The sequence below is a fragment of the Pseudomonas sp. 32A genome (assembly GCF_052682255.1).
Map to the genome: position 1 here is coordinate 1,499,066 of NZ_JBQYLY010000001.1, position 24,983 is coordinate 1,524,048.

Genomic DNA, 24,983 nt, shown 5'->3' on the forward strand with positions numbered 1-24,983 from the left:
TTTGCCTTAAGCCACATGCGTGCCAGATTTTCGCCGGGTGAAATACACGGCGATTTGGTTTTTAGCGTGATTGGAAATAACAGGCTGAATTTAAAGCGATATAAATTGACCGTTTGAACAGCTATTTATTTTGTAGCGCAGAGAGGGGCGGGGATTTAGGAAGCGGTGTGACGCGGGAGGATGTAACTTTTCGGTGCGGGATTTTATAAGTGCACACAAAAATGGCACCGATGGTGACATTTCTGTGTACAGGTTTTCGACCTGGGTGTTACGCCTTGCTGATGATGTTCCCGGCGTGCAACCCGCATTCTTTCTGGGTTGCTTCTTCCCACCACCAACGGCCTTCGCGTTCGTGTTGATTCGGCAGTACCGGGCGCGTGCACGGCTCACAGCCGATGCTGATAAAACCGCGCTCGTGCAGGCTGTTGTACGGCAGCTCGAGCATGCGGATGTAACCCCAGACTTCCTCACTGGTCATCTGCGCCAGCGGGTTGAACTTGTACAGGGTGCGTTCCGGGGTGGAGAAGGCCGTATCAATTTCCAGCGCGGCCACCTGGCTGCGGGTGCCGGGGCTCTGGTCGCGGCGCTGGCCGGTGGCCCAGGCGCTTACGCCGGAAAGCTTGCGGCGCAGCGGTTCGATCTTGCGCACGCCGCAGCACTCGCCATGGCCGTCCTTGTAGAAGCTGAACAGACCCTTTTCCTTGACGAAGGGTTCCAGCTTGCTCTGGTCCGGCGAGATCAGCTCGATGTCGATCTTGTAGAACTCGCGCACCTGCTCGATAAACCGGTAGGTCTCCGGGTGCAGGCGGCCGGTGTCGAGGCTGAATACCTTGACGTTCTTGTTCAGCTTCCAGGCCATGTCGACCAGCACCACGTCCTCGGCACCGCTGAAAGAGATCCACAGGTCGTCGCCAAACTGGCTGAAAGCCAGCTTGAGAATGTCCTGGGCGGATTTGTTGGCATAAGTCGCGGCGAGTTCAGCGACGTCGAAGGCTTGGTTCATCAGGACGGTTCCTACAGGTCAGTGGCGCTGAGCGCTCTATAGGAGGGCGATGGTAACAAAATCCCGCCTGCGTTGCGGCGGCCAGCGTGAATCGCTAGAGTTCGGCAGTCCTTTTGCTCGCTCAACTCAATAACTTTAAATGGGAGTGTCTTGTGGAAATTGCCTGTCTCGACCTGGAAGGCGTACTGGTCCCGGAAATCTGGATCGCCTTCGCCGAAAAAACCGGTATTGAATCCTTGCGGGCCACCACCCGGGACATTCCCGACTACGACGTGCTGATGAAACAGCGCCTGCGCATTCTTGATGAACACGGGCTGAAGCTCTCGGACATCCAGGAAGTGATCGCCACCCTCAAGCCCCTGGACGGCGCCATCGAATTCGTCAACTGGCTGCGCGAGCGCTTCCAGGTGGTGATCCTGTCGGACACATTCTATGAGTTCTCCCAGCCGTTGATGCGTCAACTGGGCTTCCCGACCTTGCTGTGCCACCGGTTGATCACCGACGAGAACGACCGGGTGGTGAGCTACCAACTGCGTCAGAAAGATCCCAAGCGTCAGTCGGTGCTGGCCTTCAAGACCTTGTACTACCGAGTGATTGCCGCCGGTGATTCCTACAACGACACCACCATGCTCGGTGAGGCGGATCGCGGGATTCTGTTCCACGCGCCGGAGAACGTGATTCGCGAGTTCCCGCAGTTCCCGGCGGTGCATACGTTCGAGGATTTGAAGAAGGAGTTCATCAAGGCGTCGAATCGTTCGTTGAGCCTGTAAGTTATTTGGCGTGGCTGACGCCTTCATCGCAGGCAAGCCAGCTCCCACATGTTGACCGCGCTCCCCTGTGGGAGCCGGGCTTGCTCGCGATGGGGCCGGAGTGGCCACTGCACCGCCTAGACCCCTGCCAGCAAACTCTCATAAGGAATGCGCAAGCCTTCATGCAGGCGTTTAATCATGGACAAGCTCAGCTTGCGCTTGTGGTTCAGCACTTCAGAAACCCGCCCGCTCGGACCTATGAAAGGCTCCAGGTCACGGGCGGTCAGGCCTAGCTGCTCCATTCGAAATTTAATTGCTTCTATAGGATCCGAAGGCGGCATTGGGTAATGCTCTGCTTCGTACTTTTCGATAAGTATTGCGAGAATTTCCAGCTCGTCACCCTCAGGCGAGCCGATTTCCGCTTCCCAAAGCTGCTCGACGCGCGCGAGCGCAGCGGTCAGGTCTTCTCGGGAATGAATAGGTTTGATGTTCATCACACGGTCTCCGCGTTGATCTGATCGTACTGCGCGTGGGTCCCCACGAAGCGTATGAACGCAAGCTGTCGCTGATAGTTGATCGCCATGATTACTCGATACTTGTTGCCGCCTATGTTGAACACAACCCTGCCCGCTTTGAGAATGCTCGCTGTCCTCAGCTCTGCTTTGAGGGCTTGTGGCGTCGGGTAAATAGCTTTTTCCATATGGCGATACAGCTCGACCAGCGGCGTTTTTGCATCCCTGTAACCGGGTTGGCTTTCCCAGAATATTCGCAAGGCAGACAGCGCGATTATCCGCATCGCTGCAACCTCCCAATTTGGGAGATAATAGGTGCGGTTAAGGGCAGATGCAATCTCGGAAATCTTTCCTGACAAGTAGGCAGTCGTTTCATGTGATCCTTCACAGACGGCGGGTGGACGGTTGAAGCCGGACGCTATCGTCCGACTTCCGCTCCGTCCACTTCGGTACTGATTCAGGTCTTTTCTGCTGCTTGGCTCCGCGTCGCAGAGCCAGGGAGGGGTTGCGTGCTACAGGCTTTCCAAGGTTTGTAACAACACCCGCACCTTGGTCATCGACTCCTGGTACTCCGCCTGCCACTCCGAGTCAGCGACAATCCCGCCGCCACCCCAGCAACATACCTGCCCATCCTTGACCAGCAGGCTGCGGATTGCGATGGAGCTGTCCATCTCGCCGCGCACGTCCAGGTATAACAACGAACCGCAATACAAGCCGCGCCGGGTTGGCTCCAGTTCGTCGATGATCTGCATCGCGCGGATCTTCGGGGCGCCGGTGATCGAGCCGCCGGGGAAGCTGCCGGCGATCAGGTCGAGGGCGTCTTTGTCGTCCGCCAGCTCACCGGTGACGCTGCTCACCAGATGATGCACGTTGGGATAGCTTTCGAGGCTGAACAACTCCGGCACTTTTACCGAGCCGGTACGGCAGGTGCGGCCCAGGTCGTTGCGCAGCAGGTCGACGATCATCAGGTTCTCGGCCCGATCCTTGGGGCTGGCCAGCAGTTCGGCGGCGTTGGCCGCATCTTCTGCAGGCGTTGCACCTCGTGGCCGGGTGCCTTTGATCGGGCGGGTTTCCACCTGGCGCTGGCTGATTTTGACGAAGCGCTCCGGCGACAAACTCAATACCGCGCCATCATTTGGCAAGCTTTGGAACCCGGAAAACGGTGTTGGGCAGGCTGCGCGCAGGGCGCAATAGGCAACCCACGGGTCGCCGACGCATGGGGCGCGGAAGCGTTGGGCAAAGTTGACCTGGTAGCAGTCACCCGCCTGGATGTAATCCTGGATGCGGGCGAGTGCGTGTTTGTAGGTGTCGGCTGTTATGTCCGGGGCCATTGGGCCTTGCAGCTTGAAGGTGGCCGATGCGCTGATGGCCGGCTGACAGAACAAGGTAATCAGGCGTTGCCGTTCGCTTTCCGCCAGTTTGGGGTGGAACACCAGTTGGCTGGTCTGCGCCTGGTGATCGCTGATCAAGGCCCAGGCGTACAGGCCAAATCGCGCATCGGGCAGGTGCAGGTCGTCCACGGCCAGGTGCGGCAGTTGTTCAAGATGGCGACCGAAGTCGTAGCTCAGGTAACCGATCAGGCCACCGGCAAACGGCAGTTCGTAGGGCGCAGGAATCGTGGCTTCACCCAGCAACGTCAGGTTTTCCCGCAAGCGTTGCAGGAAATCGCCGCCGCTCTCGTCCGGCAGTACCGCCAGTGTCGTCTCGGGCCAGGCGCTCAGCAGGTCATAACGGCCGCGCTCGGCAGCCGGTCGGCCACTGTCCAGCAGCACCGCGCCGGGGGCATGGCGGATGGCTGCAAAGTATTCGGCAGGGTTCGCCCGGTAGGGCAGGGGGTGTACGGAGCAGGTCACTGGGTTTATCCCTCGACCGCCGGAATATGCCCAAACATCTCCTGCACAAACTTCACGCGCTCTTCCGGCGTTTCCGTCACGCCTGCCGCCTTCAGCTCTTCCAACCGAGCCTCCACTGCATGAGTGCGCAAGGTCAGGCCGCAGTCGTTGGCAATCTGGATGTTCAGCCCCGGGCGAGCGTTAAGCTCAAGGATCAGCGGGCCTTTCTCCTGGTCCAGCACCATGTCCACGCCGATGTAACCCAAACCGCACAGCTCGTAGCAGCCGGCGGCGAGCTTCATGAAACCGTCCCAGTTGGGCAGTTGCACTCCGTCCACCGCGTTGGTGGTGTCGGGGTGCTTGGTAATGATGTTGTTCAGCCAGGTGCCGCGCAGGGTCAGGCCGGTGGCCAGGTCGACACCGACGCCAATCGCGCCCTGGTGCAGGTTGGCCTTGCCGCCGGACTGGCGGGTGGGCAAGCGCAGCATGGCCATCACCGGGTAGCCCATCAGCACAATGATGCGGATGTCCGGCACGCCTTCGTAGCTGATGCTTTTGAAAATCTGGTCGGGCACCACCCGGTATTCGATCAGCGCCCGGTCACGATGACCGCCGAGGGAATACAGGCCGGTGAGGATGCTGGAAATCTGATGCTCGATCTCTTCATGGCTGATGATCTTGCCGGAGACCGTGCGATAGCGCCCTTCGAAACGGTCGGCGATCACCAGGATACCGTCACCGCCGGCGCCCTGGGCCGGCTTGATCACGAAGTCGCTGCGCCCGCCGATGATCTCGTCGAGCTTGTCGATTTCCTTCTCGGTGGAAATGACCCCGTACATCTCCGGCACATGGATGCCGGCGGCCATGGCCCGTTCCTTGGTGATGATCTTGTCATCCACGATCGGGTACAGGCTGCGCTTGTTGTACTTGAGCACGTAGTCGGCATTACGCCGGTTGATGCCCATGATCCCCCGCGCTTCCAGGGCCTTCCAGGTCTTCCAGAAGCCGAACATTACGAGTCAGCCTTGAGGAAGGCCTTGAAACGTACCAGTTCGGTCAGGCGGTAGCCGCGATAACGACCCATCGCCAGCATAAAGCCCACCAGGATCAACAGGATCGCCGGGAAGGTGAACACGAAGTAGATCAGTTCCGGCACGCTCATGATGATGTGGGCCAGGGAGGCGGCGAACAGTGTGCCGATCGCGACTTTCATCGCATGGCCGCCACCGCGTTCTTCCCAGGTGATCGACAGGCGTTCGATGGTCATGGTCAGGATCACCATCGGGAACAACGCCACCGACAACCCGCGCTCCAGACCCAGCTTGTGGCTGAACAGGCTGATGGCCGCGATCAGCACCACCACGAAGGTCAGCACCACCGAGAGCCTCGGCAGCATCTGCAGCTTCAAGTGTTCCAGGTAAGACCGAAGCGACAGCCCCAGCGCCGTAATAATGGTGAACAACACAATCCCGAAGCCCAGCTGCGTCTCGCGGAACGCCAGGGCAATCAGCACCGGCGTAAACGTGCCGAGGGTCTGCAGGCCGATCAGGTTGCGCAGGATCAGGATCACCAGCACACCAATCGGGATCATCACCATGATCATGAAGGTCTGCTGGGTTTGCAGCGGTAGGCCGTACAGCGAGTATTCGAGGAAGTTGGCGTCGGTGTTTTCGTCCGTCAGCTTGGCCAGGCGAATCGCGTTCATTTCACTGTTATTGAGGCTGAAGGTCACCATGGCCTTTTTGCCGCCATCGACGGTGATCAGGTTTTCATCGCCGGTCCACCACAGCAGGCGGTCAGCCGGCAGGCCTTGCTCGCCGGTGTCGGGGTTGAAGTACAGCCAGTCATTGCCATTGAAGCTGCGCAGCCAGAGTTCCGGGGTTTGCGGCTGGTCGGCCACCAGGCGGATGGTGTGGACCTTTTCCACCGGCACGTGGGCGATGGACAGCAGCAACTCGACGATCTTGGCCTTGTGCGGCGTCGACGGGTCGCCCGCCAGCAGCAGCTTCACGTTGTCGTCGTTGAGGTTGTTGGTGCGCTTGATGGCTTCGCTGATAAAGGTCTCGACGTCGGCCGAGTGCTGGCGGATCGGCGCCAGCAGGGCTTCGGCGGCGATTTTTTCCGGGCCTTCGACGGCGATGCTGTCGCGGAAGGTCGGGCCCTTGATCTTGACCTTTTCACCGCTGTAGCGCTTGGTCAGTACCAGGCGGTAGTAGAGGGTCTGGTTGCCCTTGGCTCGGCGGGCCGACCAGGTGACCTTGCGGTTGCCGTCGAGGCGATTGACGCTGACGCCGTAGTTATTCGAGATAAAGCTTTCGTTCAGGCTGACGAAGTCGCGGCTCAGGGGCGGCACGAACATCTGGATTTTCACCGGGTCCTTGGCACTGGCGACGAACTCGACCTTGGCGTCGATGTTCCACAGGTCGTCGGTGGCGTCCTCGGTGACGGGAATCCCCAGCACGAAAATCTGATAGGCGGTGACCGAAATGCCCAATACCACCAAAACGGCGATCAGGATTTTCAGGTGCAGATTAAGAGAGCGCATTCAAATTACTCAGCGGTATGAGCGTCGGAGGCGCAGGCAGGTTTGCCCGCCGCGTATTTAAGACTGGGGTCGACCAGCGCATCAAAGCGTTTGAGCGCTTCGGAGCCGATCAGCAGCGGGTATTGGAAGGCGCTGCGGTCAGTCAAGTTCACTTCGATACTGCGTAAAGCGGTGCCCATGCAGATGTCCAGGGCAATCACTGGACGGGCGGTGTAGTTCTTGTCTTCATCGGGGTCGTAGTCACCGGCACGGCGCTTGATCTTGCTCACGCGGGCCAGGGGACGCTCGACGGGATGGGAATGTGCGGTGTCGATGGCCAGGTAGAAGCGCACCCAGGATTCACCGTTGCGCTTGAAACGCTTGATGTCGCGGGCGCTCAAGGAAGCGGTCTTGGCACCGGTGTCGAGTTTGGCGGCCACTTCCAGGTCAATGCCGGCCAACTTGGCGTATTCATTGAGCCCATACACGGTCTTCTCGGCAGCAACGCCAAGGCCCGGCATAAGCAGTAGAAGCAAAAGGGGGAAGGGCTTGAGTCTCATAAATCCTGAGGCGGTGCAGTGCGATGTTCAATTCAAGGCGACTGGCATTGCTGCGCAAGCTCCCTCGTGCGCCTTTTCATCCAGGGATGTCAGGCAAAAGTGGCCGGCATTCTAACATGAAGGTTTTCTTGCGCCAGCGCTGGCAGCCGGCCATGCCCTGATAGGGTGCAAGGCGGGTTATTAGACGATTGTCGACAATGTGTATTTATTCTTTGACTATCTGGGGCTGATTGGCTAGTTTTTGCGGCATTGCTTTTAAAGGTGTCGACAATATGCTGGATCAGCTGGAAACCCCAGTGGTAGCGTCAGACGATTCCCAGACCATGTCGGAGAACGTCTTTCGGCGTATCCAGGCTGCCATCGTCAAGGGCGAGATCGCCCCCGGCAGCAAGATCTCCGAGCCGGAACTGGCGCGCACCTATGGCATCAGCCGTGGCCCGCTGCGTGAGGCCATCCACCGTCTGGAAGGCCAGCGCCTGCTGGTGCGCATCCCTCATGTGGGCGCGCGAGTGGTGTCCTTGAGCCATGAAGAGCTGATCGAACTTTACGAAATCCGCGAATCCCTGGAAGGCATGGCTTGTCGCCTGGCCGCCGAGCGCATGACCGACGCCGAGATCGAAGAGTTGCGCCAGGTGCTGCACACCCACGAGCGCGACGCGGCCTTTCAGGCCGGTGTCGGCTACTACCAGCAGGAAGGCGACTTCGATTTTCATTACCGGATAATTCAAGGCGCCGGTAACCGCACCCTGACCCAAATGTTGTGCGGCGAGCTGTATCAGTTGGTGCGCATGTACCGCATCCAGTTTTCCGCCACCCCCAATCGTCCACGCCAGGCCTTTGCCGAGCATCACCGCATTCTTGACGCGATTGCCGATCGCGATGGTGAACTGGCCGAGTTGTTGATGCGCCGTCATATCGGCGCCTCCAAACGCAACATTGCCCGTCACTTCCCGGACGGCGCTCCCCAATCACGAGGTGAGTCATGAGTTCCAATAACAACACTACTCCAGGCCAGCGTTTCCGTGACGCCGTCGCCAGCGAGCACCCATTGCAGGTGGTCGGTGCGATCAACGCCAACCACGCGCTGCTGGCCAAGCGTGCCGGGTTCAAGGCGATCTACCTGTCGGGTGGCGGGGTGGCTGCCGGCTCCCTGGGTGTGCCGGACCTGGGCATTACCGGCCTGGATGACGTGCTGACCGACGTGCGCCGCATCACCGATGTGTGCGACCTGCCGCTGCTGGTGGACGTGGACACCGGTTTCGGCTCCTCGGCGTTCAACGTCGCGCGCACCGTCAAGTCGATGATCAAGTTCGGCGCGGCGGCGATCCATATCGAAGACCAGGTGGGCGCCAAGCGTTGCGGCCATCGCCCGAATAAAGAAATCGTGTCCCAGCAGGAAATGGTCGACCGCATCAAGGCCGCCGTGGATGCGCGCACCGACGACAGTTTCGTGATCATGGCCCGTACCGACGCACTGGCGGTGGAAGGCCTGGAATCCGCCCTGGAACGGGCCGCCGCCTGCATCGAGGCCGGCGCCGACATGGTCTTCCCGGAAGCCATCACTGAGCTTGAGATGTACAAGCTGTTCGCCTCTCGCGTGAAAGCGCCGATCCTGGCCAACATCACCGAATTCGGCGCAACGCCTCTCTATACCGTCGATCAACTGAAATCTGCGGATGTTTCCATCGTCCTGTACCCGCTCTCGGCCTTCCGCGCCATGAACAAGGCGGCCGAGAACGTCTACACCGCGATCCGTCGCGACGGCACCCAACAGAACGTGATCGACACCATGCAAACCCGCATGGAGCTTTACGATCGCATCGACTACCACACCTTCGAGCAGAAGCTCGACGCCCTGTTCGCCGCCAAAAAATAACCGACCCTGATACCTGTAGGAGCGAGCTTGCTCGCGAAGATCGTTAACGATAACGCGCTTAGCCTGAATGAACGCGGCGCCCTGAAGTTTTTCGCGAGCACGCTCGCTCCTGCAAGGGGTGGTGTGAAGCTTCAGCGAGACGCTTCCCTAATAAATACAAGATTGGAGATAACCATGGCCGAAGCAAAAGTACTCAGTGGCGCTGGCCTGCGTGGCCAGGTTGCCGGGCAGACCGCACTGTCCACCGTGGGCCAGGCCGGTGCCGGCTTGACCTACCGCGGCTACGACGTGCGCGAACTCGCCGCCGACGCGCAGTTTGAAGAAGTCGCCTACCTGCTGCTCTATGGCGAACTGCCGACCAAGGCCGAACTCGCGGCCTACACCGCCAAACTCGGCAAACTGCGCGACCTGCCCCAGGCGCTCAAAGAAGTGCTGGAACGCATCCCCGCCGACGCCCATCCGATGGACGTGATGCGCACCGGTTGCTCGTTCCTGGGCAACATCGAGCCGGAGAAAGACTTCAGCGTGCAGCGCGATGTGACCGACCGCCTGCTCGCCGCGTTCCCGGCGATCATGTGCTACTGGTACCGCTTCAGCCACGACGGCCAGCGCATCCATTGCGTGACCGACGAGCCGACCATCGGCGGCCACTTCCTGCACCTGTTGCACGGCAAGAAGCCCAGCGACTTGCACGTCAAGGTGATGAACGTGTCGCTGATCCTCTATGCCGAGCACGAATTCAACGCCTCGACGTTCACCGCCCGTGTATGTGCGTCGACCCTGTCGGACCTGTATTCCTGCGTCACCGCCGCCATCGGCTCCCTGCGCGGCCCGCTGCACGGCGGCGCCAACGAAGCGGCGATGGAGATGATCGAGCGTTTCTCTTCCGCCCAGGAAGCAGTGGAAGGCACCCTCGGCATGCTGGCGCGCAAGGACAAGATCATGGGCTTCGGCCACGCGATCTATAAAGACAGCGACCCGCGTAATGAAGTGATCAAGGGCTGGTCGAAAAAACTCGCGGAGGAGGTGGGCGACACCGTGTTGTTCCCGGTTTCCGAAGCCATCGACAAGACCATGTGGGAGCAGAAGAAACTGTTCCCCAACGCCGACTTCTACCATGCCTCGGCGTACCACTTCATGGGCATCCCGACCAAGCTGTTCACCCCGATTTTCGTCTGCTCGCGGCTTACAGGCTGGGCCGCGCATGTATTTGAACAGCGTGCCAACAACCGCATCATCCGTCCGAGCGCCGAGTACATCGGCGTTGAACAGCGCAAGTTCGTGCCAATCGAACGTCGCTGAGTGGTGGGAATCTGAGGCGCCGGTTTTCAGGATCGGAACCGGTTCAATGTGGGAGCTGGCTTGCCTGCGATAGCATCACCTCGGTGTAACTGACACACCGAGGTGCCTGCATCGCGGGCAAGCCCGGCTCCCACAGGGACCGTGTTCATCCAGGCCAACGCCACAGGTTTTTGCTGTACACCTAACCGTGACCGAGTCCCAGACTATGAACACTGAACACCGCAAACCGCTCCCCGGCAGCCGCCTCGATTTCTTTGATGCCCGCGCGGCGGTCGATGCAATCACCCCCGGCGCCTACGCCACACTGCCGTACACCTCCCGCGTGCTCGCGGAAAACCTGGTGCGTCGCTGTGACCCGGCGACCCTCAACGCGTCGCTGAGCCAACTGATCGAGCGCAAACGCGACCTCGATTTCCCATGGTTCCCGGCCCGCGTGGTATGCCACGACATCCTCGGCCAGACCGCCCTGGTGGACCTCGCCGGCCTGCGCGATGCCATCGCCCTGCAAGGCGGTGACCCGGCCCAGGTCAACCCGGTGGTGCCGACCCAATTGATCGTCGACCATTCCCTGGCCGTCGAAGCCGGTGGTTCTGACCCGGAGGCGTTCGAGAAAAACCGTGCCATCGAAGACCGCCGCAACGAAGACCGTTTCCACTTTATCGAGTGGACCAAAAAGGCCTTCAAGAACGTCGACGTGATCCCGCCGGGCAACGGCATCATGCACCAGATCAACCTGGAGAAAATGTCTCCGGTGATCCAGGTGCGTGACGGTGTGGCCTTCCCGGATACTTGCGTCGGCACCGACAGCCACACGCCTCACGTTGATGCCTTGGGCGTGATCGCCATCGGCGTTGGCGGCCTCGAAGCGGAGAGCGTGATGCTCGGCCGCGCCTCGTGGATGCGCCTGCCGGAAAGTGTCGGCGTGGAGCTGACGGGCAAGCTGCAACCGGGCATCACCGCCACCGACATGGTGCTGGCGCTGACCGAGTTCCTGCGCAAGCAAAAGGTCGTGGGTGCGTGGCTCGAGTTCTTCGGCGAAGGCGCCTCGGCGCTGACCCTGGGCGACCGCGCCACCATCTCCAACATGGCCCCGGAATATGGCGCCACGGCGGCGATGTTCTATATCGACCAGCAGACCATCGCCTACCTCAAGCTCACCGGCCGTGAAGACGAACAAGTCACCCTGGTGGAGCAATATGCTCGCCACACCGGCCTGTGGGCGGACGACCTCAAGGGCGCGCAATACGAGCGTGGCCTGAGCTTCGATTTGTCCAGTGTAGTGCGCAACATGGCCGGCCCGAGCAACCCCCACGCCCGCGTCGCCACCAGCGACCTGGCGGCCAAGGGCATCTCTGGCCAGTGGGATGACGTGCCGGGGCAGATGCCCGACGGCGCAGTGATCATCGCGGCCATCACCAGTTGCACCAACACCAGCAACCCGCGCAACGTGATTGCCGCCGGCCTGCTGGCGCGCAATGCCAACAAGCTCGGGCTGGCCCGCAAGCCGTGGGTCAAGTCGTCCCTGGCACCGGGTTCGAAAACCGTCGCCATGTACCTCGACGAAGCCGGGCTGACCACCGAGCTGGAGCAGTTGGGTTTCGGCGTGGTGGCGTTTGCCTGTACCACCTGCAACGGCATGTCCGGCGCACTCGATCCGGTGATCCAGCAAGAGATCATCGACCGCGACCTGTACGCCACCGCCGTGCTGTCGGGTAACCGCAACTTCGACGGCCGTATCCACCCGTATGCCAAGCAAGCGTTCCTTGCTTCGCCGCCGCTGGTGGTGGCCTATGCGATTGCCGGCACCATCCGTTTCGACATCGAAAAAGACGTGCTGGGCCTGGATGCCAACGGCAAGGAAATCCGCCTGAAGGACATCTGGCCGAGCGACGAAGAAATCGACGCAGTGGTCAAGGCGTCGGTCAAGCCGGAGCAGTTCCGCCAGGTCTACATCCCGATGTTCGCGATCCACGAAGACACCGGCCCGAAAGTCACGCCGCTGTACGACTGGCGCCCGCAGAGCACCTATATCCGCCGTCCACCGTACTGGGAAGGCGCCCTGGCCGGCGCGCGTCCGCTCAAGGGCATGCGCCCGCTGGCGGTGCTGCCGGACAACATCACCACCGATCACCTGTCGCCGTCCAACGCGATCATGCTCGACAGCGCCGCCGGCGAATACCTGGCGAAAATGGGCCTGCCGGAAGTCGACTTCAACTCCTATGCGACCCACCGCGGCGACCACTTGACCGCGCAGCGCGCCACCTTCGCCAACCCGAAACTGTTCAATGAAATGGTCATCGAAGACGGCAAGGTCAAGCAGGGTTCGCTGGCGCGCCTGGAGCCGGAAGGCAAGGTCACGCGCATGTGGGAAGCCATCGAAACCTACATGGAGCGCAAGCAGCCGCTGATCATCATTGCCGGCGCCGACTACGGCCAGGGTTCGTCTCGGGACTGGGCGGCCAAGGGCGTGCGCCTGGCGGGTGTGGAAGCGATTGCCGCCGAAGGTTTCGAGCGCATCCACCGCACCAACCTGGTGGGCATGGGCGTGTTGCCCCTGGAGTTCTTGCCGGGCACCGACCGCAAGACCCTGAAGATCGACGGCACGGAAACCTACGACGTGATCGGCGAGCGCACCCCGCGTGCGCAGTTGACCTTGTTGATCAACCGCAAGAATGGCGAGCGTGTCGAGGTGCCGGTGACCTGCCGCCTGGACACGGCTGAAGAAGTGTCGATCTACGAGGCGGGCGGCGTGTTGCAGCGCTTTGCCCAGGACTTTCTGGAATCGGCTGTTACCGCCTGACAACTGTGGCCGGGGTTCGCGCCCCGGCCCATGAGGACCACCATGGCACACGTACCGCAGATCAAGATTCCCGCCACCTACATGCGTGGCGGTACCAGCAAGGGGGTGTTTTTCAGCCTCAAGGATTTGCCCGAATCGGCCCAGGTGCCGGGCGCGGCGCGGGATGCGCTGTTATTGCGGGTGATCGGCAGCCCCGACCCGTACGACAAGCAGATCGACGGCATGGGCGGCGCGACGTCCAGCACCAGCAAAACCGTGATCCTCGCCAAAAGCACCCGCGCCGATCACGACGTGGACTATCTGTTCGGCCAGGTGTCCATCGACAAACCGTTCGTGGACTGGAGCGGCAACTGCGGCAACCTGTCGGCGGCGGTGGGTTCGTTCGCCATCAGCGCTGGCCTGGTAGAAGCCGCGCGCATTCCGCATAACGGCGTGGCCGTGGTGCGGGTGTGGCAGGCGAATATCGGCAAGACCATCATCGCCCACGTACCGATCACTGACGGCGCGGTGCAGGAAACCGGCGACTTCGAACTCGACGGCGTGACCTTCCCGGCCGCCGAAGTGCAGCTGGAATTCATGGACCCGGCGGCGGAAGAAGAGGGCGGTGGTGGTTCGATGTTCCCTACCGGCAACCTGGTGGATGACCTGGAAGTGCCGGGTGTCGGCACGTTCAAAGCGACCCTGATCAATGCCGGGATTCCGACCATCTTTATCAACGCCCAGGACCTGGGCTACACCGGCACCGAGCTGCAGGGCGCGATCAATAGCGACCCCAAGGCCCTGGCGATGTTTGAAACCATTCGTGCCCACGGTGCGTTGCGCATGGGCTTGATCAAGCATCTGGACGAAGCGGCCCAGCGGCAGCACACGCCAAAAGTCGCGTTTGTGGCACGGCCTGCGGATTACGTGGCATCCAGTGGCAAGGCGATCAAGGCGGCCGATGTCGACCTGTTGGTGCGGGCGTTGTCCATGGGCAAGTTGCACCACGCAATGATGGGCACGGCAGCGGTGGCGATTGGCACGGCGGCGGCGATTTCCGGCACGCTGGTGAATCTGGCGGCGGGCGGCGTGGAGCGCAATGCCGTGCGGTTCGGGCATCCGTCCGGGACGCTGCGGGTAGGCGCCGAGGCCAGCCAGGTCAACGGTGAATGGGTCGTGAAAAAAGCCATCATGAGCCGCAGTGCGCGGGTGTTGATGGAAGGGTTCGTGCGCGTACCCGGCGACGCTTTCTAACCGATCGTTCCCACGCTCTGCGTGGGAATGCATCCCGTGACGCTCTGCGTCACCCTTTTACGGGACGCAGAGCGTCCAAGGCGGCATTCCCACGCAGAGCGTGGGAACGATCACCCTGACCCTGAGGATGGACCACACCTAACCCACTTTGGAGTACTGCCATGAGCGCCAACGTCGACCAGAACAACCGTCCCGACTACGATCAGGTCCTGCAAGACATCGCCGACTACGTCCTGGACTTCAGGATCGAATCCCGCGATGCCTTGGACACCGCCCGCAACTGCCTGATGGATACCCTCGGTTGCGGCCTGCTGGCCCTGCGTTTCCCGGAGTGCACCAAGCACCTGGGGCCGATCGTGGAAGGCACGGTGGTGCCGTTCGGCGCACGGGTGCCGGGTACCTCGTTCCGCCTGGACCCGGTCAAGGCCGCTTGGGACATCGGCTGCATCGTGCGCTGGCTCGACTACAACGACACCTGGCTCGCCGCCGAATGGGGGCATCCGTCGGATAACCTCGGCGGCATTCTCGCGGTCGCCGATCACCTCTCGCAAAAACGCGTGGCCAACGGCGAGGCGCCGCTGACCGTGCGGGCCGTGCTGGAGGCGATGATCATGGCCCACGAAATCCAGGGCGTGATCGCCCTGGAAAACTCCTTTAACCGCGTCGGCCTGGACCATGTGCTGCTGGTGAAAGTCGCCTCCACTGCCGTCACCGCCAAACTGATGGGCGCCAACCGTGAGCAACTGCTGTCGGCATTGTCCCAGGCGTTTGTCGATGGCCAGGCGTTGCGTACTTATCGCCATGCGCCGAATGCCGGTTCGCGCAAGTCGTGGGCGGCGGGGGATGCGTCGAGTCGCGGTGTACGGCTGGCGGATATCGCCATGCGCGGCGAGATGGGCATTCCCGGTGTGTTGAGCGCGCCGCAATGGGGTTTTTATGACGTGCTGTTCAGCCACATCAACAAGGACCTGGCGCTCAAGCCCGAAGACAAGCGCGCCTTCAGCCTGTCCCAGCCCTACGGCACGTATGTGATGGAGAACGTGCTGTTCAAGATCAGTTTCCCGGCCGAGTTCCATGCGCAAACCGCCTGTGAAGCGGCGGTCACCTTGCACCCGCACGTGAAGAATCGCCTGCATGAGATCGACCGGATTGTCATCACCACCCACGAGTCGGCGATTCGCATCATCTCCAAGGTCGGGCAGTTGGCCAATGCGGCCGACCGTGATCACTGCCTGCAATACATGACCGCCGTGCCGCTGGCGTTTGGCAATCTGGTGGCCGAGCAATACGAAGATGAGTTTCACGCGGCCCATCCGATCATTGATGAGCTGCGGGAGAAGATGGTCATCGTCGAAGAGCCGCGCTACAGCCGCGAATACCTGGAGGCCGACAAGCGCTCCATCGCCAATGCGGTGCAGGTGTTCTTCAAGGATGGCTCCAGCACCGAACAGGTGGCCGTGGAATACCCGATTGGCCATCGTCGCCGTCGGGTGGATGGCATTCCATTGCTGGAAGACAAGTTCAAGGCCAACCTGGCGACCCGGTTTACTGCGCAGCGCAGTGCCGAGATTTTTGCCCTGTGCAAGGATCAGGCGAAGCTTGAGGCCACTGCGGTCAACCGGTTTGTCGACCTGTTCGTCATCTAAACACCACCACAGCACTCACTGTGTAAACCACAATCAATGTGGGAGCTGGCTTGCCTGCGATGCAGACACCTCGGTCTTTCAGATACACCGAGGTGATGCTATCGCAGGCAAGCCAGCTCCCACATTTGTTCTGTGTTGTTCAATGGAAAGTGGTCGACATCACGCCGTCACATGCTGCCTTCCACATCATCCAGGCTGAATGTCTCGGTATGGTCGTCATAGGAGAAAATCTCCGCATACCGTCCCCACGCCACCACGCTTTCCAGGGTCTTTTCCACAAAGGCTTCCGTCATCGAATCTTCCAGCTCCTGCTCGAAACGCACCCGTGGCGCGCGGTGGCCGCTGCGCTCAAGCAACACCTGGTGAATACGCGCGGCCAATGGCACATGGCGGATCAAGTGTTCGGCAAACAGGGTTTTACGCTCCTGGGTGCCGTAGTCGGCGAACAGTTTGCCGGCGTCGGTGAGGGTGATATCGGCACCCTTGAGTTCGGCGAAGCCCAAATGCTCAAGCATCTCCGCCACCGGGAACAGATCGTCGACTTCCAGCAAGCGCCGTTCGGCCACGGTCGGCAGGCCGGCGTGGCCGTTGTAGGGCTCGGCGGCCAGGGTTTCGATCAGGCCGGCCATCAGGTTGGTGGAGACTTCCGGCAACAGGCTGCCCATTTTCAGCTCAGGCAAACCTCTGCTGGCGTCAGCGCTGCGGCGGTCGGTCATCAGGGCATAGATGTCGTCGACCATTTGCCGGAAGGTCGGGTCCAGCCGGTTGCGCGGGTGGGCAAACGGCACCTTTATCTCGGCCACCACCCGGCCAGGGTTGGACGACAGCACCAGGATGCGGTCGCACATCAGCACCGCTTCTTCGATGTTGTGGGTCACGATCAGGATCGATTTGATCGGCAGTTGCTTGCCGCTCCACAGATCCAGCAAGTCGGTGCGCAGGGTTTCAGCGGTGAGCACGTCCAGCGCCGAGAACGGTTCGTCCATCAGCAGCAGGGTCGGGTTCACCACCAGCCCGCGGGCGAAACCCACGCGTTGGCGCATGCCGCCGGACAGTTCGCGCGGGTAGGCGTTTTCAAAGCCGTCCAGGCCGATCAGGTCGATGGCCGCCAGGGCGCGCCTGCGGGACTCCTTGCGCTCGACCTGCAAGGCTTGCAGGCCGGCCTCGACGTTTTCCAGCACGGTCAGCCACGGGAACAGGGCAAAGGTCTGGAACACCATGGCCACGCCTTCGGCCGGGCCGGTGAGTGGCGCGCCGTTGTAGCGTACTTCGCCCGACGACGGCTGAATCAGCCCCGCGATGATGCGCAGCAAGGTCGACTTGCCCGAGCCGGAACGGCCGAGCATGCCGACAATCTCGCCTTCGTGCAGGCTCAGGTCCACGCCGCTGAGGACTTGCAACTCGTCTTTACCTTTGCCGAACACCCGGTTCACGTTTTTCAACGAGTAGATTTCCGGAGTGTCGGCGGCATGCTCGGTATAGGTAGTCATCACTGCGAATCCCATCAATTCAGACGAAGTTTGTTTTCAGCCATGGCGTACATCGGCCGCCACACAGCACGGTTGAACGCCACCACGAAGATCGACATCACCACCACGCCCAGGGCAATTTTCGGGAAGTCGCCGGCCGCAGTGGTCTGTGCGATGTAGGCGCCGAGCCCGTGGGCGACTACGTTGTCCTGGCCCCAGGACACGTACTCGGACACGATACTGGCGTTCCAGGCACCGCCCGAGGCGGTAATGGCGCCGGTGACGTAGTATGGGAAAATCCCCGGCAGCATCACTTTGCGCCACCACAACCAGCCGCGAATGCGGAAGTTCGCCGCGGCTTCCTTGAAGTCATTCGGGAACGCGCTGGCGCCGGCGATCACGTTGAACAGGATGTACCACTGGGTGCCCAGCACAATCAGCGGGCTCAGCCAGATATCCGGGTTGAGGTTGTAGTGCAGGATCACGATGACGAACACCGGGAACAGCAGGTTCGCCGGGAAGGCCGCGAGGAACTGCGCCAAGGGCTGGATTTTTTCCGCAAGCGCAGGGCGCAAGCCGATCATCACGCCCAACGGCACCCAGATCAGCGAGGCGATCAGGATCAGGCCGACCACCCGCAACAACGTGATCAGCCCCAGCACGAAGACATGGCCGACTTCGGCGAGGGTCACTTCGGTGCCGACGTACTGCACGATGTGGTACAGCGCATAAGCGGCCAGCAGCGCGATGAGCGTCCCCCACACCCAGTCGATCACTTTTGACGCCTTCGGGGTTTCTGCCGGCAACGCTTTGAGTGCGCCGCCCGCCAGGCTGAAGCGCTTGTTGCCAATGCGGCTGATGGTGCGGGTGAGCGGCCGCAGGCTGCGCTGGACGATGCGCGTGCGCTGGATCAGGTTCAGCAGCCAGGATTGCGGCGCGGCGCCCTGGGAGGCGGTGGTTTCCATGCGGAACTTGTCGGCCCAGGCCACCAGGGGGCGGAACAGGAACTGGTCGTACATCAGGATGACCACAATCATCGCCAGGATCACGTAGCCCACGGCGTGCAGGTCTTTCTGGGCAATCGCCAGGGCCAGGTAGGAACCTACGCCCGGCAAGGTGATGGTCTTGTCGCCGACGGTAATGGCCTCGGAGGCGACCACGAAAAACCAGCCGCCGGACATGCTCATCATCATGTTCCACACCAGCCCGGGCATGGCGAAGGGTACGTCGAGCTTCCAGAACCGCTGCCAACCGGAAAGCCGCAGGTTGGTCGACACTTCCACCAGGTCGTTGGGCAGCATGCGCAGCGACTGGTAGAAGCTGAACGTCATGTTCCAGGCCTGGCTGGTGAAGATCGCAAAGATGGCCGCGAACTCCGCGCCGAGCACGCGCCCGGGGAACAGCAGCAGAAAGAACGTCACGGTAAACGAGATGTAGCCCAGTACCGGTACCGATTGCAGGATATCCAGCACGGGCACCAACAGTTTCTCGGCGCGCCGGCTTTTGGCGGCCAGGGTGCCGTACAACAGGGTGAACACCAGCGCTGCAACCATCGCCGCCAGCATGCGCAGGGTGGTGCGCATCGCGTATTCCGGCAGGTTGGCCGGGTCGAGGGAGATGACTTCACTTTGCAAGGTGGCGATGGGCGCCCAGGTTTCTCGCGCCGTGATGGAGAAAAACAGTAAAAAGCCGATCACCAGGGGGAGGGCGACCAAGTCCCAGCGGTTGGGCAACAAACGCAATGTGGACGCAGGGATGTAGTGACGGAGCACTCTTTTCATAGGCAGTCAGTCCTGCAGCGTTCAGGTTCAGGGGCGTGATGGGAGTGAGCTTAGCTGCTGCACGAATGACCCTCCGAGAAGGAAGGGCGCTGTTTTCGCGAGTCAGGGGCAACGAGGCGTTGCAGGCGGGATTGTACGTTTCTAAATGTTACAAGCACATAAATTTGCTGTCAGTTTCCTGTACGAACTGCAGCTAGGGCGTAGGCACCCCAGCCGCTTCTTGGCCGCTATTCAAACCGCAGGATCACCCGACGGTTGTGCTTGCTCTTCTTCTCGATTTTTTCACAGAACACCCGGCCGATTTCCTCGGTATTGGTCACATGGGTGCCGCCACAGGGCTGGATGTCGATACCGGCAATTTCGATCACCCGTACCGAGCCCTGGATCACCGGTGGCGCCACCGCCTGGGTGCGGGTGATCTGTAGCAGGGTCGAATACTCCGAGGCGGGCATCGACAGGGTTTTCACCGCGTGCGCCTGCTCGATCAGGGCATTGAGGTCGCGGGTGATGGTGTCTTTGTCGAGGGTCATTTCCGGCAGGTCGAAATCCAGGCGGCCCTTGTCGGCACCGATGCTGCAACCGGTCACCGGTGCATCGATGATCGAGCACAGCAGGTGCAGGCAGGTGTGCATTTTCATGTGCTGGTAGCGCCGCTCCCAATCCAGGCTGGCGTCCACCTGCATTCCGGCGGCCAGTTGTTCAGGGCACTGTTCGACTTGGTGCCAGATGATCGAGCGCAGCACCGGATCACGCACGGTGCCGGTGATGTCCACGCGGCTGCCGTCGGGCAGGATGAAGTGCCCGGTGTCGCCCGGCTGCCCGCCGCCAGTGGGGTAGAACAGCGTGTGTTCCAGGGCGATCCCCTGTTCGCTGACGGCAATCACCCGCGCACTGAACGCATTCTGGTAAGGCGCGCTGTCGAACAGCGCGAGGGTTTCCATGGTGTGCACGGACATGTTCAACCTCCGACGATCAGTGGGCTGGCTTGCAGCAGGCGACGAACCATCGCGCTCAAGCCAGGGGGAGATAGCAGGGTGATTTCAAATTCGGGCCCGGTCACTTTCAGGTTCAGCGGCAGGCGCGGCGGGTAGGCCGTTGTCTCGATATAGCGCAGGCGGAACTGCAAATGGTGGCGTTCCTTGACCGTTGGCTCCAGCAGCAGACCGGGCAAGGGATGGAAGTCGGCGTCGAGGACCATCACCTTATGGCTGGCGTTGACCTCGCCGACCACGTGCAGGCGTTCATCAAGGGCAAACGCGCCGAGGTAGTTGCTGTGGTCCGACTCATCGTTTTTCTGTAACTGGATCTGGTTGACCACCTTGACCTTGGTGCCGGCCGGCACGTCCTGGGTGATCACGCAGGAAGGGCTGATAAACACGTTGTCGCCGATCAGCACATAACCCAGCACCCGCGCGCCGGAACCGACTTCCACGTTGTTGCCCAACCGTGGGTGACGCTTGCCGTCCGGGTTGTTGGCGATGCCCCGGGCGCCAAGGGTCACGCCGCAGAGGATGTAGCAGTCGTTGCCGATCTCGCAGGTTTCACCGATGACCGTACCGTAACCGTGGTCCAGCACAAAACGTCGGCCGATCCGCGCGGCGGGGTGAATTTCGGCGCCGGACAGAATCTTGCCCTGGTTGCTCAGCTTCAGGGCGATGGTGGAAAACACACCGTTGTTCGTGTCCGGGAAATTCCACACCAGGTGCGCCAGCCGGTAGTACAGCACGGCCTTGAACGAGGCGTAGGACTCCAGGATCAGCTCACCGCGCCCACGGGACGCCGGGTCGCGCCAGGCATAGGCGATCAGGTCTTCGGCCACCGCTTGGGCCGCCGCCTGGATCAGCGGCGCAAGATGCGCCTCCAGCTGCTTCAACTGCGCAGGCGTAAGCGTGGTGATGAGGTGGGTGAGCAACTCATCGTGCAGCTGTTGCATGTCGATAAAGCCCCCCATGGAGGCACCCCCGCAATAGTTGTTATTCAAAACAGGGCAAATAACTGTCGGCACTGTCGTAGACCATGGTCAGCACAACGGTATCGGTGGGCAGCTCCGGCGCCAGTTTGGCGATCGCCACCATGTTGGCGGCCGACGACAGCCCGAGGCTGATGGCATCGGTGCGCATGATGCGTTTGATCATGTCGAGGCATTCCTGGCGCGACACCTTGAGCATCCCGTCAATGATTGCGACGTTGAGAATGCTCGGGATCAACCCGATGGACAGGCCCTGGATATGGTGCGGCGCGTGGCGGTCGCTGAGCAGGTCGCATTCTTCCGGCTCCACCCCCATCACGCGGATTGCCGGCCAGGTGCTCTTGAGGGTTTCGCCGATGCCGGTGATATGGCCGCCGGTGCCGATGCCGCTGACGAAGTAATCGACCCGCAGCTCGCCGAAGGCGCGGATGATTTCCCGGGCGGTGGTGTCACGGTGGGTCTGCGGGTTGGCGCCGTTGCGCTGCTGGTTGAGCATCACGTAGCTGGGGTTTTCCAGCTGCAGCTCCATGCACTTTTCGCCGTGGGAATTGTTGCCCTGGCGGCTGTCCGACAGCACCACTTTGGCGCCGTACAGGCGCAGCAGTTTCTGCTTTTCCGGGCTGTAGTTGTCGGGGATCACCAGCACCACTTTGTAGCCCAGCACGTTGCCGGCCATCACCAGGCCGATGCCGGTGTTGCCGCCACTGGGTTCGATGATGGTTTGCCCGGAGCCGCGAATCAGAATGCCTCGGCGCTCGGCGTCGAGGATCATGCCTAGGGCGATGCGCGCCTTGTGGCTGCCGCCGGGGTTGAGGGATTCCAGCTTGGCGTAGACCTCGATGCCAAGGTCTTCGGAAAACTGTTCCAGACGCACGATGGGCGTTTGGCCAATGGCGTCGAGTATCGAGTTATGCAACATCAAGTAAGAGCCCATGGCCGCTGATCAGTACAAAGGCATGTCGGGTTCGACGTCGCGAACCCAGTGTTTCATGCCACCTTGCAGTACTTTTGTGTTGGCGAATCCGGCGGCCAGCAACGTGCTGGCGGCTTGCTCCGCGCGGGTTCCGGCGTAGCAGATGAGGTAGTGCGTATTGTCGCGGCTGAGGTTGGCAAGTTGCCCGTCGAGCTCGGCCAGCGGGATGTGCACCACCCCCGGCAATTTGCATACTTCCAGCTCACTGGCGTCGCGCACGTCCAGCAACACGTCGGCCTTGCTGTGGCGTTCAAGCAGTTGCTTGAGTACCTGTGGCTTGATGTAGCGTTCTTCGGCCAGGGACGGTTGGCTTGGCATCGCATCGGCGCAGACGGCGGGTGCAAGGGTTTGGGTGTGGCGCAGCTCGGAACAGCAGGGGCAGTCGGCGCGGCGCTTGAAGCGGATCTCGCTGAACTTCATCGCCAGCGCATCAAAGCGCATCAGCCGGCCCGAGAGTGGTTCGCCAATGCCGATCAACAGCTTGATCGCCTCGGTGGCCTGGATCATCCCGACCACCCCGGGCAATACGCCGATCACGCCGCCGGCGCTGCAGTTGGGCGCCAGTTCCGCCGGCGGTGCCTGGGGAAACAGGCAGCGATAGCACGGCCCGCCTTTATAGTTGAGCACGCTGATCTGCCCGTCGAAGCGGTAGATAGCGCCGTACACCAACGGCTTGCCCAACTGCACGCAAGCGTCGTTGACCAGGTAGCGGGTTTCGAAATTGTCGGTGCCGTCGATCACCAGGTCATAGGCGCCCACCAGTTCCAGGGCGTTGTCGGTGTTGAAGGCGGTGTCGTAGGTGTTGATCTGGATGTGGCTGTTGAGGTCTTGCAAGCGCTGCTTGGCGGACTCGACCTTGGGCAGGCCCAAGGTGCTGTTGCCGTGGACGATCTGGCGTTGCAGGTTGCTGCTTTCCACCACGTCGAAATCCACCAGCCCCAGGGTGCCGATGCCGGCCGCCGCCAGGTACAGGCTGATGGGCGAACCGAGGCCCCCGGTGCCGATGATCAGCACCTTGGCTTTCTTCAGGTTCAGTTGGCCTTCGCGGCCGACGCCGGGCAGGGTAATGTGGCGCACGTAGCGCTGCACTTCTTCATTGCTCAGTTGGTCGACGTCCATGCCGCCGGAGGTGGCCAGCAGTACTTCGATGTTGGCTTTTTCGGGCAACGGGTCGTTGGCGTCGATCAGTTCCTCTTCGGCGGTGAACAGGAAGTGTTCCTTGAGCTGGTTGTTCTCGTAGAGCAGGTGAGCCCGCAATTGCGGGTGCTCAAGGCAGAGGTTTTCAATGACTTCGCGCAATGTCGATCCGGCACCCTCGAGGGTCGATGCTGGCAGCTTGGCCACGCGGACCAGGATGTCGGGGAAAGAGACAGCGTTCATGCACAACTCCGTTTGCAGGTCGTTGAAGGGTTTTTGGGCGAAGTGTTTGCCATCCCAGGCAAACAGCTTGGAACCTTGGGTCTTGCCCTGGCGAACATCCACCACCAGGTAGCTTACGGGGTAGATCGGCTCGCCCATGAAAAGGGCCTTGTCCTGGTCTTCGTCGCTGAAATACGCGCCGACGTCAGGGTGGGAGTGGTAGATCACCACCACCGGGTTATCACTGCGAAACGCCTTGTTCATCATCAGCGTGTCGGCCACCGAAAAGGTGTAGCCGTTGGCGGCGCTGCGTGAATACATCTGCGGGTTCTTGCTGTGCAGCTCGTTCTGGATGTTGCTGCCCAGGTACACGCTGCCATCGGCGAAAACGAAACCGCAGCATTCCTCGGGGTAGCTGCGGTCGGCGTGGGCGTAAATCTGCTCCAGGGCGGTTGGGCTCAGGACCTTCATCTCAGTTTTTCTTCGCCAGGAGCTTTTCGATGGGCAGCTTGGTGATGGCAAAACCGGCCAGCAGGATCGCCGAGTACATCATCAGGTCCTTGGAAATCTGCACGCCTTCGTACCAGGCGCCGATTATCACCGCGAACACCGGGAAGATGATGAACACGAAGGACAGAATGATCGGGCTCAGGCGCTTGAGCAGCATGAAATACACGATGAAACCGCCCACCGACGCCACCAGCCCGAGGTAGAACAGCGCACTCCAGGACCGCAGGGTGATGTCTTCAAAGGTCGGGGTTTCAAAGAAAAGCCCGGCAACAAACAGCATCAGCCCGGCGATGCCGATGGGCAGGGTGTTGTAGGTGATTACGCTGATGGCGCTGCCTTGTTTCTTGGTAATCACGTAGCACAAGGCATGCATGATCGCGGCGGCCAGGATCGCCAGCACCCCGAAGAACTCGGCGTGGTCCAGGTGCAGGCCCTGGCTCTTGATGATCATGTACAGGCTGCCGAAACCGATGGCGATACCGACCACTTGTGAGAAGTAGATGCGCTCACGCAGGAACAACGCAGAGAAAATCAGGATAAACACCGGCATGCAGCTGAACAGCAGCGCGGTAAGGCCGGACGAGACATGCATCTCGCCGTAATTGAGCAGGTAATACGGAACGCTGAAGTAGGACAGCGTCACAAACACGAAGAACCAACGGCTCTCCCGGGGAAACAGGATCGGCTCGCGGCGCACCCACGCGAAACACAGGAACAACGGAAACGCGATCAAAAACCGCAGCCCGGCAGAGGTCAGCGGCGGCACGCTTTCCACGGCGATTTTGATGCCCAGCCAGGTAGTACCCCAGCTCAGGCATACGATCAGAAACATGACGCTGGTAATCAGCCCAGCCAACCACTGCTTGTGAGTTTTTGTTTTTTCAG

At 61.1% G+C, this 24,983-nt stretch carries 21 protein-coding genes; 7 read left to right on the forward strand and 14 right to left on the reverse strand.

Annotated elements, in window-relative coordinates; translation table 11 throughout:
* Positions 1-268 precede the first annotated feature (268 nt).
* On the reverse strand, positions 269-1,003 hold the full coding sequence (locus ACUN0G_RS06885; RefSeq protein ID WP_003214958.1) for a phosphoadenylyl-sulfate reductase: 735 nt from the start codon (positions 1,001-1,003) through the stop codon (positions 269-271).
* Positions 1,004-1,155: 152 nt separating this feature from the next.
* On the opposite strand from ACUN0G_RS06885, the gene thrH reads away from it, so the two are divergent.
* Complete coding sequence (gene thrH, locus ACUN0G_RS06890; RefSeq protein ID WP_063032398.1) at positions 1,156-1,773, forward strand: bifunctional phosphoserine phosphatase/homoserine phosphotransferase ThrH; 618 nt, start codon at positions 1,156-1,158, stop codon at positions 1,771-1,773.
* A gap of 116 nt (positions 1,774-1,889) precedes the next feature.
* On the opposite strand, the gene ACUN0G_RS06895 is transcribed toward thrH, so the two are convergent.
* The 6 genes from ACUN0G_RS06895 to rloA all read right to left on the reverse strand — a co-directional run bounded on the left by ACUN0G_RS06895 (position 1,890) and on the right by rloA (position 7,180).
* Entirely contained in the window at positions 1,890-2,246 is a 357-nt protein-coding gene (locus ACUN0G_RS06895) for a helix-turn-helix domain-containing protein (RefSeq protein WP_445572978.1), read from the reverse strand.
* Positions 2,246-2,548 (reverse strand): type II toxin-antitoxin system HigB family toxin, encoded by a 303-nt coding sequence (locus ACUN0G_RS06900; RefSeq protein ID WP_258348763.1) that lies wholly within the window; start codon positions 2,546-2,548, stop codon positions 2,246-2,248. Before ACUN0G_RS06900 ends, ACUN0G_RS06895 begins: the two co-directional genes overlap by 1 nt.
* Positions 2,549-2,776: 228 nt before the next feature.
* Complete coding sequence (pabB, locus tag ACUN0G_RS06905; RefSeq protein ID WP_445572979.1) at positions 2,777-4,117, reverse strand: aminodeoxychorismate synthase component I; 1,341 nt, start codon at positions 4,115-4,117, stop codon at positions 2,777-2,779.
* Between the two features lie 5 nt (positions 4,118-4,122).
* On the reverse strand, positions 4,123-5,109 hold the full coding sequence (locus ACUN0G_RS06910; RefSeq protein WP_003214969.1) for an alpha-L-glutamate ligase-like protein: 987 nt from the start codon (positions 5,107-5,109) through the stop codon (positions 4,123-4,125).
* Entirely contained in the window at positions 5,109-6,641 is a 1,533-nt protein-coding gene (gene rloB / locus ACUN0G_RS06915; protein WP_258344302.1) for an osmotic stress tolerance membrane protein RloB, read from the reverse strand. The genes ACUN0G_RS06910 and rloB overlap by 1 nt, the downstream gene beginning before the upstream one ends.
* Before the next feature lie 5 nt (positions 6,642-6,646).
* On the reverse strand, positions 6,647-7,180 hold the full coding sequence (gene rloA, locus ACUN0G_RS06920) for a retropepsin-like aspartic peptidase RloA (protein WP_445572980.1): 534 nt from the start codon (positions 7,178-7,180) through the stop codon (positions 6,647-6,649).
* Positions 7,181-7,452: 272 nt separating this feature from the next.
* On the opposite strand from rloA, the gene ACUN0G_RS06925 reads away from it, so the two are divergent.
* From ACUN0G_RS06925 to prpD, 6 genes are all read left to right on the forward strand, one after another.
* A complete protein-coding gene (locus ACUN0G_RS06925; protein ID WP_258344306.1) occupies positions 7,453-8,166 on the forward strand; it encodes a GntR family transcriptional regulator in 714 nt (237 codons plus the stop codon).
* Positions 8,163-9,056: a methylisocitrate lyase gene (gene prpB / locus ACUN0G_RS06930; RefSeq protein ID WP_003214976.1), complete on the forward strand. Its 894-nt coding sequence runs from the start codon at positions 8,163-8,165 to the stop codon at positions 9,054-9,056. The genes ACUN0G_RS06925 and prpB overlap by 4 nt, the downstream gene beginning before the upstream one ends.
* Before the next feature lie 174 nt (positions 9,057-9,230).
* Positions 9,231-10,358, forward strand: coding sequence for a bifunctional 2-methylcitrate synthase/citrate synthase (prpC, locus tag ACUN0G_RS06935; protein ID WP_258344308.1), 1,128 nt, complete (start codon positions 9,231-9,233; stop codon positions 10,356-10,358).
* 205 nt (positions 10,359-10,563) lie between these two features.
* Complete coding sequence (acnD, locus tag ACUN0G_RS06940; protein WP_421553578.1) at positions 10,564-13,158, forward strand: Fe/S-dependent 2-methylisocitrate dehydratase AcnD; 2,595 nt, start codon at positions 10,564-10,566, stop codon at positions 13,156-13,158.
* Between the two features lie 42 nt (positions 13,159-13,200).
* The gene (prpF, locus tag ACUN0G_RS06945) at positions 13,201-14,391 is read left to right on the forward strand and encodes a 2-methylaconitate cis-trans isomerase PrpF (RefSeq protein WP_445572981.1); all 1,191 of its coding nucleotides are present in this window, start codon (positions 13,201-13,203) and stop codon (positions 14,389-14,391) included.
* Between the two features lie 161 nt (positions 14,392-14,552).
* The gene (gene prpD, locus ACUN0G_RS06950; protein ID WP_445572982.1) at positions 14,553-16,037 is read left to right on the forward strand and encodes a 2-methylcitrate dehydratase; all 1,485 of its coding nucleotides are present in this window, start codon (positions 14,553-14,555) and stop codon (positions 16,035-16,037) included.
* 167 nt (positions 16,038-16,204) lie between these two features.
* On the opposite strand, the gene ACUN0G_RS06955 is transcribed toward prpD, so the two are convergent.
* From ACUN0G_RS06955 to ACUN0G_RS06985, 7 genes are all read right to left on the reverse strand, one after another.
* On the reverse strand, positions 16,205-17,527 hold the full coding sequence (locus tag ACUN0G_RS06955) for an ABC transporter ATP-binding protein (RefSeq protein WP_076017164.1): 1,323 nt from the start codon (positions 17,525-17,527) through the stop codon (positions 16,205-16,207).
* Positions 17,528-17,541: 14 nt separating this feature from the next.
* Positions 17,542-19,287 (reverse strand): ABC transporter permease, encoded by a 1,746-nt coding sequence (locus ACUN0G_RS06960; protein WP_258344313.1) that lies wholly within the window; start codon positions 19,285-19,287, stop codon positions 17,542-17,544.
* 227 nt (positions 19,288-19,514) lie between these two features.
* Positions 19,515-20,243: an alanyl-tRNA editing protein gene (locus ACUN0G_RS06965; RefSeq protein ID WP_076017166.1), complete on the reverse strand. Its 729-nt coding sequence runs from the start codon at positions 20,241-20,243 to the stop codon at positions 19,515-19,517.
* Positions 20,244-20,245: 2 nt separating this feature from the next.
* Positions 20,246-21,238, reverse strand: coding sequence for a serine O-acetyltransferase (locus ACUN0G_RS06970; protein WP_258344314.1), 993 nt, complete (start codon positions 21,236-21,238; stop codon positions 20,246-20,248).
* 22 nt (positions 21,239-21,260) lie between these two features.
* Positions 21,261-22,175 (reverse strand): PLP-dependent cysteine synthase family protein, encoded by a 915-nt coding sequence (locus tag ACUN0G_RS06975; RefSeq protein WP_063034033.1) that lies wholly within the window; start codon positions 22,173-22,175, stop codon positions 21,261-21,263.
* A 24-nt stretch (positions 22,176-22,199) separates the two neighbouring features.
* Complete coding sequence (moeB, locus tag ACUN0G_RS06980) at positions 22,200-24,059, reverse strand: molybdopterin-synthase adenylyltransferase MoeB (protein WP_445572983.1); 1,860 nt, start codon at positions 24,057-24,059, stop codon at positions 22,200-22,202.
* A 1-nt stretch (position 24,060) separates the two neighbouring features.
* Positions 24,061-24,954, reverse strand: a complete 894-nt coding sequence (locus tag ACUN0G_RS06985) for a DMT family transporter (RefSeq protein WP_177071781.1) — start codon at positions 24,952-24,954, stop codon at positions 24,061-24,063.
* Positions 24,955-24,983 lie beyond the last annotated feature (29 nt).

Coding starts and splice junctions, on each gene's coding strand:
- moeB (WP_445572983.1), bottom strand. CDS start 24,059: ATGAAGGTCCTGAGCCCAACCGCCCTGGAGCAGATTTACGCCCACGCC.
- ACUN0G_RS06975 (WP_063034033.1), bottom strand. CDS start 22,175: ATGTTGCATAACTCGATACTCGACGCCATTGGCCAAACGCCCATCGTG.
- ACUN0G_RS06925 (WP_258344306.1), top strand. CDS start 7,453: ATGCTGGATCAGCTGGAAACCCCAGTGGTAGCGTCAGACGATTCCCAG.
- prpF (WP_445572981.1), top strand. CDS start 13,201: ATGGCACACGTACCGCAGATCAAGATTCCCGCCACCTACATGCGTGGC.
- ACUN0G_RS06910 (WP_003214969.1), bottom strand. CDS start 5,109: ATGTTCGGCTTCTGGAAGACCTGGAAGGCCCTGGAAGCGCGGGGGATC.
- ACUN0G_RS06965 (WP_076017166.1), bottom strand. CDS start 20,243: ATGTCCGTGCACACCATGGAAACCCTCGCGCTGTTCGACAGCGCGCCT.
- acnD (WP_421553578.1), top strand. CDS start 10,564: ATGAACACTGAACACCGCAAACCGCTCCCCGGCAGCCGCCTCGATTTC.
- ACUN0G_RS06960 (WP_258344313.1), bottom strand. CDS start 19,287: ATGAAAAGAGTGCTCCGTCACTACATCCCTGCGTCCACATTGCGTTTG.
- prpB (WP_003214976.1), top strand. CDS start 8,163: ATGAGTTCCAATAACAACACTACTCCAGGCCAGCGTTTCCGTGACGCC.
- ACUN0G_RS06900 (WP_258348763.1), bottom strand. CDS start 2,548: ATGCGGATAATCGCGCTGTCTGCCTTGCGAATATTCTGGGAAAGCCAA.
- rloA (WP_445572980.1), bottom strand. CDS start 7,180: ATGAGACTCAAGCCCTTCCCCCTTTTGCTTCTACTGCTTATGCCGGGC.
- rloB (WP_258344302.1), bottom strand. CDS start 6,641: ATGCGCTCTCTTAATCTGCACCTGAAAATCCTGATCGCCGTTTTGGTG.
- ACUN0G_RS06955 (WP_076017164.1), bottom strand. CDS start 17,527: ATGACTACCTATACCGAGCATGCCGCCGACACTCCGGAAATCTACTCG.
- ACUN0G_RS06895 (WP_445572978.1), bottom strand. CDS start 2,246: ATGAACATCAAACCTATTCATTCCCGAGAAGACCTGACCGCTGCGCTC.
- prpD (WP_445572982.1), top strand. CDS start 14,553: ATGAGCGCCAACGTCGACCAGAACAACCGTCCCGACTACGATCAGGTC.
- ACUN0G_RS06885 (WP_003214958.1), bottom strand. CDS start 1,003: ATGAACCAAGCCTTCGACGTCGCTGAACTCGCCGCGACTTATGCCAAC.
- prpC (WP_258344308.1), top strand. CDS start 9,231: ATGGCCGAAGCAAAAGTACTCAGTGGCGCTGGCCTGCGTGGCCAGGTT.
- ACUN0G_RS06970 (WP_258344314.1), bottom strand. CDS start 21,238: ATGGGGGGCTTTATCGACATGCAACAGCTGCACGATGAGTTGCTCACC.